This is a genomic window from Bacillus sp. AG4(2022) (assembly GCF_031844465.1).
Classification (GTDB): Bacteria; Bacillota; Bacilli; order Bacillales; family Cytobacillaceae; genus Bacillus_AB; species Bacillus_AB infantis.
On the sequence record NZ_JAUZVH010000007.1, the window covers coordinates 93,820 to 105,334 of the forward strand.

Genomic DNA, 11,515 nt, shown 5'->3' on the forward strand with positions numbered 1-11,515 from the left:
TCATAAAGAGCAAATCTTAATATTCCTTTTATAAATATCTTAAGATTTTCTTAATATTGGATGTTGCTCCCACTATTGTATACTAGAAACCTAGCGGTGAAAGCAGCGAATAGAAAAAAGCCGCCGGGAGGCAGCTTAAGTGAAAGATAACGTATATAAGGTGAAAGCAAGTTCCTCCAGTGACTAATTGATCATGATTTCCGTTTATGGTGAAAATGGGCCCCTTTCGCTGGGCTGCTGTATATCTTTGAAATAAAATTTAGGCTGGCCTTTAAAGCTAAAAAAAGCTTCACATGTTTTTGGGAAGTGATTCTGTTCCGACCACTATTTTTCTGTTTACACGAAATAGCGGTTCCAGCTACTCCGGCTAGGACCACTATTTTTCTATTTACAGCAAATAGTGGTTCCAGCCCCTCCGCTTGTAATCACTATCCCTCTTTCTTATAAAATTCTCCTTACATTTCCTCCTCCCGGCCTCGCTACCCTGCCTTCCGCAAGCGGTCTCAGCACTTCCATAATGACTTGGACAACGCTTCTCCTTAATACTTCAAGGTTCCCGAATCCTTCGTTTCCCGGTACAGGCGCTCCGCTTTTGCACTGAATACGAGATATAAGATGAGCATGGCCGGAAGAACCAGCCAGGAAGCTCCTCTCATCAGTGCGAAGGGGGTCTCGAATAGAAACGCTGACCAGAAGCGGGCGCCTTCTTTTTCCCATAATCCCGGTGTAAAATAAAGCTCTTTGATATTCAGCAAAGCCATCGGTTCTATCGCGTCTGTAACGATCAGAGCGGTCAGGATAGGCAGGAAAGTCCAAAACAAAGTGAGATACATCTTTGACATGCGCTTGTACCGCCCAGCTTTTGAATCGGCATCTGAGAAGATATCTGCTTCAGCTTCAGATGAAGCTTGTATAAAGTACTGAGATCCTGAGGTTTTAGTTCCAGATATATGCTCCCATCCGCTGTCCCTAAAGAGCATCAGGTAATCATCGAAGTCGCCCTGCGAGGAAAATTGCCTGAAATCTATTTTATAATTAGCTCTTACTGGTTTTGCTTTGCGGAACCGGTATCCAAATGTCTTGGACTCAAGCAGAAATCCTTTGCCTGCCATCTTATTAAGCCAAAGCGCTTCTTTATCAAAATCAAAGAACCATTTGAACTTCCTCATTCTGTTCTCCTCCTATTCTTTTAACGCTTCCTCCGTGATCCTGGTCATGTGCTGCATTCTTTGATAATCCAGGAGCAGCATTTCCTTTCCTTTTTCGCTGATGACGAATACCTTCCGCCTGCTGTCATCGCTTTTAACAGGCTGAATGAATTTCAGCTTCTGCAGATTTTCCAATGCTCCATACAATGTACCTGCAGCCATCCTGACTTCCCCGCCGCTCAGCTCTTCTACCTTCTGAAGGATAATGTAGCCGTGTGCCGGTTCGAGCAATGATAATAAAATATAATAAACCGTTTCTGTAAGCGGGAGATGCTTATCTCTTTTCATATTGCCCTCCTCTTTAATCAGTTCAACTGTATAGTTTTATTTTATACAGTTGAACTGAATAATTCAACTGTATACTTACCTATTTTTCCATAAAACAGGAAAACCACCACAACCTGCAGAAAACATACTTAGTGACTGACAGAAAGGAGGAAACAAATTGACAAAACTCACTTCTATTCAGGGCTGGCTGGCACCACATTCAATCGAATGGTATGAACAGCTCGGCAAATTGGAAGGAAAATATCTGTATCCTTGGGATTCATTCATTAATGAGCCGAATGGAGAATCTATATTTGACAGCGAGGCTGAAGAATTGTCGGTCAATCAGAAAGTTCTTGACGTGGGGTGCGGGGAAGGCCGTTTTACCATGCACTTTGCCTCATTTGCCAAGGAAATTGTGGGGGTTGATGCATCAGAGGCGTTCATCATGGAAGGGCATCGACAGCGGATGCCTAATGTATCTTTTATCAATGCAAATACAAAAAGCGGCCTGCCATTTGCCAATAAGGAGTTTGATTTTGCCTATATTAGAAAAGGACCCACTTCTGCTTACCCTCTTTTAAAGAGAGCGGTGAAAGACGGCGGGCATATCCTGGGCCTTCATCCGGGCGACAGTCAGGGCCGGGAATTGCCTGGGTTGTTTCCGGTTCTATTTGAAGAAAAAACGGGTACTCCCATTCTAAAAGGACTGGAGAATCGTGCAGAGAATTCCAATTTTACGAATGCGACAATTGAAGAGGTGACCAGTATTGAATATCTCAAGTCCCCGCAGGACGTCATAAACCTGGCCTGTTTCGGACAGCTGCCATCTATAACAACATTCGTTAAGGAAAAATACGGCTCTGAAATCACCAGGATTTTCAATCAGTATGCAGCTTCCAGAGGATTGGCCATTACTCATTCCAGATATATCGTCCGGGCAGCTGTTTAAAGCAAGGAAAAAAATGACCTGTTCTCTCCCTAAAGAAAGCACAGGTCATTCATAGCTTATCTTGTAAAAGACTCCCTCATCCTGTCTGCGGCCCATCTCTTGATCATCCCTTTAGGGGAAGAGCTGTTTTTCAAGGTTTGCACACGCCAATACATAGGCGGATGGGGCATGAACTGAAATTCAATGAGGCGCCATATAAGCTTGTCGCGTTTAAGCGAGGAGATGACTCTCCTTTTTTCATCTTTTGCTGCACGGTATTCGGCTGACTGATTGACTTCATGATCCTGCCTTTCTGCCAGATCTGCAAGCCCGCCAGCCATTTGGCTATATCCTCCCTCAAGAAGCTGTGCCCCGAGCTGGTCTGCTCTTACTTCCATCCACTGGGAAATAAAAGATTGATAGATAGGCAGAAACATCATAAGGAGCCAGACGCCAATAAAAACCGGAACAGGATATTCAGTAATATCAGGAACCCTGTCTAAAAGAAGCCATGCCCATAATGCCAGCATCAAAAAATAGGCAATCCTCCAGATTTGCGACCAGAGTACATCCCGCTTCTTAACATGTATGGCTTCGTGGGCAAGAATGCTTTCTATGCTTGATGGGGGCAGAGATAATGTAGCTGTTGTTATTGTTACCATCCCTCGTCCAATATTCATGCCAGTGGCAAGGCCATTATATTGCGGAGAGTCAGTTTCATAAACCTTTACTCCCGCTATTCCTGCCTTAGTAAAAATTCTCTCAGCCATCTGCCTGATTTCCGCATCTTCTATTTCCTTTGCATCCATAGCTGCTTTTAAAACTCTGTCAGACAGATACAAATTGATGAGCCAATACAAGAACGCTGAGGCTGCAATTACCCAGGAGTTCGCTTCTAAGAAGTAGAGGATAAGAATGATTGATGTATACGCTGATATTCCTTTTACTGTGACTGCATAATAAAGCTTTCCCGCCAGCCGCTTCAGGTTTTTCCAGTGATAAAGAGGCAGAACAGCTGGAGCTTCTTTTCCTGTTTGACATTCCGGACAGCGTCTGATGATTTCTTTCAGCCTGACAGTATCGGCTACATTGAGGAAGATCGTTTCATTTGCTGCCCCTATCCGCTGAACTTGCCCCAGGCTCGTTGTAAAATCGCTGTTTGAAGTAAAAAGAGTCAGCAGGGGGTGAAGCCTCAGAATATCTGCCGCTTCTTCTTCCCTGTATTCCTTCAAAGCATAAAGAGGCAGCTCCCGGCAATCGAGCTTGGAAACAATGAATATCATATTTTTTTCTTCAGAAAAATAGATTCTTAATGTAATAAAGACAATTACACGTTTTCCCAGTTCTGCCCCGGCAGCTATTAGGCCGAAAAGGAGAAACACCTTAAGCGGACTGGCCTCAGGGCCGTATATAAGAAATAATATGGCTCCCAGAAAGACGGCCAGGCTGATCAGAATATCAGTCCAGATTCTTGCGGCATTCCTGCTGACCATCCATTCTTCAGCCTCAATCCGGCCCAGCTCCTCTTTCAGCTCCCGGTACTTTCTATAGCCGAATCCGGCCAGAAAAAGGGAGAAATAGGCACTGGAAAGAAGGGAAATCAGCAAAAGGCTATCCAGAAATCCATTTTTATAGATCAGCCAGCCGATTGAAGCAGCAGCCAGCAGGATTTCTGCGGCAGCTGCCCATTTTCGGTGTTTGCCGGTCAGCAGGCCGATTCCGGCAATCGCAGATCCCAAAAATATCGGGACCAGCATTTCAGTTATACTTGGCAGCATGATTCTCCTCCTTTAGCTGACAGGCTCCATGCCTTCGAGTTCCTGAATGACTTCCTCTTTGCTCAAATCAGGATGTTCAATCATCAGCACATAGCGGAGTCCCTCCTCATCCCAGCTGATCATGCGGAGTTCTTTTTCATAAAAACCAGCAATATTCCTTACAGTGACTTCTTCGCCGTCAAGCTCCATGCCCTCTCCTTCAGGAACCGGGAATGTTGAGATGCTGAAGCTTGGGATAGCGTCTTTGGAATAATAGGCCGTCACCTCGGTCCGTGCCAACTCTCCCCCAAGCTCTGTCCATTCAATTCTCTCCAAGCTTTCTTCCAGGATCAGGATAGGTATGCCAAGCTTTCCTGCAGCCTCTTCAGCCGTGCCCTCAGTGGTTTCCATACTGGAATCAATCGATACGATCTCAACATTTTCGGGCAGATCTGCCTTAAATTCATCAGCTGCAAAATCCGGGGAAAAATCAACACTTTCATAGATCACTTCTGATCGATTATCCCCTGAATTGGAAACCGACTTAATCGGAAACCATGTCTTTTTGTCAACCCAGAATTCCATATCGCCAAGCAGGTTTTCCTTTGACTTGGCATTTATTTTCAAATGATAAACATCCCTTCCGCTCATCTCTTCTTCCCCGGCCACTTCATATGAATGCGTACCGCTGAGATTTTCAAGCATTCCGGTAATCTGCTCTTTTTGCGTCATTGCGGTTGGAAGCTCAAGCCCACTGATGTCCATTGCTTGTGCCGTCTTGCTTCCTTCCTCATAGCTGATGAGCTGTTTGCCGTCATTGATGGCAATGAACCGTTTTCCATCTTCTCCGCTGTTCTCCATGATTATTTTCCTTTTTCCGTCTTTATCTGCATATTCTTCAAAAGACGCATCCTCGGTGAGTTCACCATCACTATAAATCTTGTAAGATCCTTTTCCAAAATAAGCTGCAGGTTCTTTTCCGGACTCCAGTACATTGGAAACGATCTCATCTGAAGAAACATTGATGCTTCCGCTGCAGCCTGATAGAATCATGACCGCTGCACCTGCTGCTGTTATCATCTTTTTAAATCTCATTCTTGGTTTCCTTCCTTTCTCTAATCCAGCAGGCAAAAAGGGTTCCATCACCTTCACTGGACCATACACTGATTTTTCCTTCATGCTGCTCCATCAGCATTTTGCTGATGCTCAGCCCGATACCGGAGCTCCCTCCACGAGCCCTTGAATCTTCACCCTGGACAAATGGGAGAAAGATAGTCTTCTGCAGCTGTTCCGGGATATAGCTTCCTTCATTTTGTACCAGAAGTACTGCTCCACCTTTTCTCCACTTTTCCAGTTCATTTCTAAATGGAGAGTAAACAGCTTCAGGCAGTGATTCATTTGCAGAGACAGCAGCTGCCAGGATGGTGCTGCCTTCACCGGTATGCCGGATGGCGTTTGCCATTAGATTATCAGCTATCCTAAGCATTTGGCTTGCATTTAGGCTGTATATCCCGCTGACCTTTGTTTCCACTTGCAGACTGATTCCTTTTTTTAGGCAGGGCTCTTCATATCCGGCCAATAGATATTCAAAAAACTCTTCACCTTCCACCTCTGCCAGTTCAATTTTTTTCTGGCCGGTCTGCAGGGATGCATAAAGGGCGAGATCATCGATCAGCTGCTTCATGTAGCCGAGCTTCTCCAGCAGTATTTCTTTATATTCACTGCTTTCCTCTGCACTTAATGGCCGGCTGCCAGTCAATGCTTCTGCATAAGCCTGGATAACAGTGAGCGGCGTTTTCATATCATGTGACAATGCTGCTAAAATAAATTCCTTTTCCTTCTGCTGCTGTACGATTTCCTCCTGGGACTTCTCCAGCTGAGTTTTCATCTGATAAAAGCCTTCGTAAAGTGCACCAATTTCATCTCCTGCAGTCTGTTCTTTTTCTATTGGCATTCCGCCGGCAAAACGCTCCATCTGGTTTTCAAGCCGCTGCAGGGGCCGATTCAGCTTTCGGTTTATCACGAGCGCTGCTGCCGCATACACTGCCAGCAGGAAGACGGCTAATGATGCCCCATAAAGGAGGGTGCGGTTTTCAACGCCTTTCATCCAGGTCTGCCGGGCAAAGGTGACCTCATAAATCCCTATCAAGTTGCCATCCGCAAATACCGGTTTTTTCACCACATAAGATCTCATGTTTTTTTCCATTTCATGGAGCCCTTTATACAGATCTTCCGGCCTCCTCTGCTGGAGCCTGTTCACTGACAGGTCTTCAAGGGAGGAAAAAAGAGAGACTCCATCCGGGCGGTAAAGAGAAATTTTGAGCTTATCGCTGGATAGCTGTTTGATCTGTTCGTACCGGCTGGCCGGCTGGATCTGATAAAGATCATTGTTATCCAGTTTGGGGCTGAGCTCCTGCATTGTTTGCTGCACTTCCATGTATTCAGTAATATCTCTTTGTTTGTCCCACTCAGATATGCTCGAGTACAGCAGAAAAAGAAACAGCAGAGGAAGCAGCATCACGGCGAGATAACTGATTCTGAGCCAGGTTTTAATTTTCATCCTTATCTTCTCCAATGAAACGGTAGCCGGAACCCCAAACCGTCTGTATAAAAACAGCTGACCTGGAAGTATCCTTCAGCTTGCTGCGCAGGCTTTTGATATGCACGGTTACCGTATTGCTTGCAGAAATATCCTCCTGTTTCCAGATCATTTCAAGCAGAGCTTCTTTCGAAAAAGTTTCAAAAGGATTTTTAGCCAGGAGATGCAGCAGCTCATATTCCTTTGCAGTCAGATTCAGCAATTGACCGTCCAAGTGAACCGCTTTTTGAGAAAAGTCGATTGAAAGGCCATTATGATAGACATTCACCTTGCTGGTATCATTTACTCCCTGATATCTTCTGTACCTGCGTAAATGGGAGGTAATTCTGGCACTCAGCTCTTCAAGGCTGAACGGCTTTGTGATATAATCATCCGCTCCCAGGTTAAAGCCTTTCACCTTGCTTTCATCTTCTGACCTTGCACTGATGATCAGCATTGGAATTTCATGCGTCTTCCGGATGGTCCGCAGCAGCGTGAAACCGTCCAGCTCAGGAAGCATTAGATCGACAAGCACAAGATCAAAGGCCTCTGCAGCAAATTCCTCCAGCCCCTCTTTTCCGGTAGATGCCCATGCCACACTGAAACCATCCTTCCGTAAATAATCACTAATGATTTTGGCAATCTGCCCATCATCCTCCACGAGCAGCAGTCTTGCTTGCTTTGCCATATGTCCCTCCCCTTCCAGTCCATTATAAAAAATGATACATGTATCTAAGAAAACTTTATAAACACTTCATAATTTCAAAAAAAATAAAACTGCCAGGCCCGTTCCCAGCAGTTCAATTTCAAACCATCATTTACCTTTTATTCTAATTATTATATTGATATATTACAACACTATTAATTCTGTTTAAAAAGGGATTCGCCCCTTTTTGCAGAAAGTAGTATATAAAGGAGTGGTTCAGTGAAACCGGGAGAATTATATATTATGAAAGGTAGCGGCGGAAATTATAGTCTCGTCAGATTGGCCAAGGGAATTTATATGGGGAGCAAGAAAATGAAAAATCTTATAACAGAAGATTATTATGTTGATTTTCAATGCCTTTCTCCTGTGGAACAAAAAAACCAGGTTCAATCTCTTGAGGCGGACATATTTTTTAATAATGGCATCCATGTGTCTCCAATAGCAGCATGCGGAGAATGCGGTCAGAAGGTAATAGCCTCTGAATCTGATATTTGTACACGCTGCGGCACGATTTTCTGCCATACACATTCATGCAGCTGTTAATTGACGGCAGATGGGCCCACCCAATGGGACCATCTTTTTTTCGGTAAAAAAATATTTTCCTGGACTTGACCGGTCAGCCAGCTTCTCCACACAATTCCCCTGCATTTTTCTCCAGATACCGTAGCGTTTCAGCTACATCTGCCAAATACCGCCAAGCACTGCCATAAATAGACATAAATGCTTATCGATTGTGGCGGAATTACCTGTTAGTATTAGAGTAAGAATTCAATAGGGGATCCTTCAGACTTTTCTTAGTCCCATCCCATCTTGCTGGATAGGAGGAATTAGGATGACCACAAAAAAAGAAATCCGGAATATGCTTCTGAATCTTATGTATTACAGGGATTGTGACATAACCCATATCTTTACGGAGCGGAATTTGCGTATGGAGGTCAGTTTTCTAAAAGAAAGCTACTGTTATTCTCTGATGGTTTCCGTGCCTGTTGAGTCTGTATTCAATCAGCGGACCTTGAGTTTTCAATCAATCGATTATGCAGCTGGTGCCATTGAACAGATCCTTTTTAATAATGACAACCCGAGCCCCTTTATTTTCGACCCTTCATCCGATGACCTGCCCATTACTCCTGCCGCCGAACCTATTTCCATCACGATTAAAGGATGTTAAGAAAAAAAGCACCGCTGACGCGATGCCAATTGCTTTACTAATTCAATCTGAACCTGCTTACTGATTCATTAAGCTCTTCTGCCATTTTCGCGAGCGATGCAGCTGATTCTGACATTTCATCCATGGATGCAAGCTGTTCTTCGGTTGAAGCAGAAACCTCCTGGGTGCTCGAAGCCGACTCCTCGGCTGCAGCAGCTATATCATCGATCGCCCGTACAATATGTTCGGCTCCTGCTGCAAGCTGCTGCACGGCGGCTGAAACCTCTTCGATCTGTGCTGTGACCCCTGATACAGAGTCCCCAATCTCTTTAAAACTCCCGCCTGCTTCCTCAACTGCAGATATTCCCCTTTCGACTTCCTTGCCTGCATCGGCCATCGAAGAAATGGCTTTTCCGGTATCCCGCTGAATGGCGGCAATAATACCGGATATTTGCTGCGCAGAATCTGCTGACTGCTCGGCAAGCTTCCTGACTTCGTCGGCGACTACTGCAAATCCTTTTCCGGCCTCACCAGCCCGCGCTGCTTCAATTGCTGCATTCAATGCAAGCAAATTGGTCTGATCCGCTATCCCGGTAATAGCCTCTATAATATGCGTAATATCATGTGACCGCTGTCCAAGCTTTTTAATAACCTCTTCCAGCCCTGCAAAGGTTTCATGAATAGAACTCATTTGTTCGATTGCAGAACCGATCGCCTTGCCGCCCTCTGCTGACAGGCTGACTGCACCAGCGGCAGTCTCGGAAACAGCAGCCGCATTATCTGCGATTTGCTTTACACCGGCAGACATGCGCCCTACTGTAATAGAAGCCTGCTCTACCGATTGCACCTGTTTATCAGAACCTGACGCCACGTTATTCATGGCAGCGGCAATCTGTCTTCCTGCAGCCCCTGACTGCTCTGCCCCTGCTGTCAGCTGTTCGGCCGAAGCTGCCACCTGTTCGGCATTTTCAGCAGTATCTTGGATAACTTTCCTCAAATTATGTGCCATCAGATTAAAAGAATCTGCCAATAGGCCGATTTCATCTTTGTTCCGGACGTTCAGCTTCCGGACTGCCAGGTTTCCGCCTGCAATTTCCTTTGCTTCAGCCGCAAGAAGCTTAACAGGCCTGGTAATGGTTCTTCCTGTCAGGATAGCGGCCAGGATGCCTATAAGGATGGCCGCAAATCCGATTAAGGAGACGGCAAGCATAATCCCTGCGGAATCCTTAGACACAGCAGACTGCCCATCTGCCATCAGTTCTTCCTGGTATAGGGACAGCTCTTTAACTTTTTTGTTAAAATTCTCCACGATCTGCTGTTTGGATACAAGTATCTCCAGCTGTTCCGTTTCTCCCTGCTGCTTTAGTTGAAAAACAGACTGGGAAAAAAGATAATATTGCAGTTCAAGTTTATTTAGGTCCTTAAATAATTCCTTCGATTTTTCCCGTTTGATTGTGGATTGAAGCTCCTTGCTTAATTTTAAATAGGCAGAGTGACCTTCCTCAAACTGCTTCAAATACTTCTCTTCGCCAAGTGCCAGGTAGCTGCCCTGATTGCTCTGCTGTTCTGCAATATTAATGTTAAGCTCTTTGATTTTCACTAGCTTTGCAGCCCGGTCATCTATCAGCTCTGAATATTGGCTGTCGATTGATTTAATTTGCGTAATACTGATCACCGACATCGCTGCCAGCAGTATAAGCACGCCAGAAAACCCCGCAAACAGCTTTCTCCCGATTGTCATTCTCATTAAGCTCCCTCTCTCTCTGTTGTCAGCTCGTTCATATGACTTATCGGCAGATTTTGCAGGTTTTTCAGTTAATGTGCTGAATTCGAACTATTCAGTTATTGAAGTAAATTCTAAGCCTGTTTTTCAACAGTGCGGACCTCTGCATTCCCTGCATTATTAGATTCTTTTTTCAAATTCCCTGATGATCTCATCTTCTTTATCATAATTAAAATTTTCCGCAGCTTGTTCTGCAGGCGAATTGTTAAGCTCCCATTCAATTGTCTTTTGAAGCCCTTCCCCGAATGAAATGCGTTCTTTATAGCCCAGTTCATTTCTTATCTTATCGGATGAAAGATCAATACTCTGCCTGGCATTTATGCCTAAGGGAAGCTGCCCTTCCTCCACCTCCACTACTGAGCCTTGCCAGCCCACCGCTTCTGCAATCCTGCTGACCCATTCTCTTTCCGAAAAATTATTTTCTGCGACATTATAAATTTTTCCGGCAGCCTTGGGGTTTTCGATAGCCGCTGCAATGGCATGGGCGACATTCTCAACATATCCCCTGCAGGTCTTCCACCGGCTGTGAACTTCATCTAATAATATATACGGCCTCTTATCTGCCATTCTCTTAATATATTGATAAAGTCTGTGCTGTCTGTCACCTGGCCCATACACCATTGGAAGCCTCAGGACTGTGCCTTTCAGCTTTTCGCTTTTCATATAGACTTTTTCTACGGGAATTTTGTCATAATGATAATAAAAGTGTTCCTCACTTACATTTTCTCTATAGGGATAAAGCTTTTCCCTCAATGGAGAATCTTCTTTGGATGGTGCAGGAACCGGTTCTCCCGGCTCCGTTCCGAGCAGCCGGCCAAAACTCCGGTACACATCTGCACTGCTGATGGCCACAAGCCGGTCTGCTGTTCCCTCAAAAATTCCCCTCACAGTCTCAGCATGCTTTTCAGTAAACGGAATCATATCAAGGACTATATCTGGACGGAAGCCTCTTAGCTCATCTTTATGATGAGTGATATCATTGATATCTCCCTTAAAGCGGATTATATCCTCCGGCATGGATACTTCAGTCTGCCCTCTGTTAAAAACTGCAACACTATGGCCTTTTTGATTAAGCTCTTCTATCACATACGGCCCCATAAATTTTGTACCGCCAATGATTAATACCTTCATTTGATGG

The 11,515-nt window shown here is 44.9% G+C and carries 10 protein-coding genes; 2 read left to right on the forward strand and 8 right to left on the reverse strand.

From position 1 onward, the window contains the following. Positions 1-539: 539 nt before the first annotated feature. Both Q9R36_RS18745 and Q9R36_RS18750 read right to left on the reverse strand, forming a co-directional pair. On the reverse strand, positions 540-1,169 hold the full coding sequence (locus Q9R36_RS18745) for a DUF2812 domain-containing protein (RefSeq protein ID WP_009793318.1): 630 nt from the start codon (positions 1,167-1,169) through the stop codon (positions 540-542). 12 nt (positions 1,170-1,181) lie between these two features. Beyond that, positions 1,182-1,496, reverse strand: coding sequence for a PadR family transcriptional regulator (locus Q9R36_RS18750; protein ID WP_022543992.1), 315 nt, complete (start codon positions 1,494-1,496; stop codon positions 1,182-1,184). Between the two features lie 157 nt (positions 1,497-1,653). On the opposite strand from Q9R36_RS18750, the gene Q9R36_RS18755 reads away from it, so the two are divergent. After that, the gene (locus tag Q9R36_RS18755; protein WP_311225703.1) at positions 1,654-2,427 is read left to right on the forward strand and encodes a class I SAM-dependent methyltransferase; all 774 of its coding nucleotides are present in this window, start codon (positions 1,654-1,656) and stop codon (positions 2,425-2,427) included. A 56-nt stretch (positions 2,428-2,483) separates the two neighbouring features. On the opposite strand, the gene Q9R36_RS18760 is transcribed toward Q9R36_RS18755, so the two are convergent. The 4 genes from Q9R36_RS18760 to Q9R36_RS18775 are packed head-to-tail and all read right to left on the reverse strand — an operon-like array spanning position 2,484 to position 7,429. Next, positions 2,484-4,184 (reverse strand): M56 family metallopeptidase, encoded by a 1,701-nt coding sequence (locus Q9R36_RS18760; RefSeq protein WP_311225704.1) that lies wholly within the window; start codon positions 4,182-4,184, stop codon positions 2,484-2,486. A 12-nt stretch (positions 4,185-4,196) separates the two neighbouring features. After that, the gene (locus Q9R36_RS18765; RefSeq protein ID WP_311225705.1) at positions 4,197-5,258 is read right to left on the reverse strand and encodes a LolA family protein; all 1,062 of its coding nucleotides are present in this window, start codon (positions 5,256-5,258) and stop codon (positions 4,197-4,199) included. Further along, positions 5,248-6,723, reverse strand: a complete 1,476-nt coding sequence (locus tag Q9R36_RS18770; RefSeq protein ID WP_129612634.1) for a HAMP domain-containing sensor histidine kinase — start codon at positions 6,721-6,723, stop codon at positions 5,248-5,250. The genes Q9R36_RS18765 and Q9R36_RS18770 overlap by 11 nt, the downstream gene beginning before the upstream one ends. Next, the gene (locus tag Q9R36_RS18775) at positions 6,713-7,429 is read right to left on the reverse strand and encodes a response regulator transcription factor (protein WP_129612633.1); all 717 of its coding nucleotides are present in this window, start codon (positions 7,427-7,429) and stop codon (positions 6,713-6,715) included. Before Q9R36_RS18775 ends, Q9R36_RS18770 begins: the two co-directional genes overlap by 11 nt. A gap of 850 nt (positions 7,430-8,279) precedes the next feature. Here Q9R36_RS18775 and Q9R36_RS18780 point away from each other — a divergent pair. Continuing rightward, entirely contained in the window at positions 8,280-8,615 is a 336-nt protein-coding gene (locus Q9R36_RS18780; protein ID WP_009793310.1) for a hypothetical protein, read from the forward strand. A gap of 37 nt (positions 8,616-8,652) precedes the next feature. On the opposite strand, the gene Q9R36_RS18785 is transcribed toward Q9R36_RS18780, so the two are convergent. Both Q9R36_RS18785 and Q9R36_RS18790 read right to left on the reverse strand, forming a co-directional pair. Beyond that, positions 8,653-10,341: a methyl-accepting chemotaxis protein gene (locus tag Q9R36_RS18785; protein ID WP_129612630.1), complete on the reverse strand. Its 1,689-nt coding sequence runs from the start codon at positions 10,339-10,341 to the stop codon at positions 8,653-8,655. A gap of 156 nt (positions 10,342-10,497) precedes the next feature. Further along, complete coding sequence (locus Q9R36_RS18790) at positions 10,498-11,508, reverse strand: SDR family oxidoreductase (protein WP_129612629.1); 1,011 nt, start codon at positions 11,506-11,508, stop codon at positions 10,498-10,500. Between the last annotated feature and the right edge of the window lie 7 nt (positions 11,509-11,515).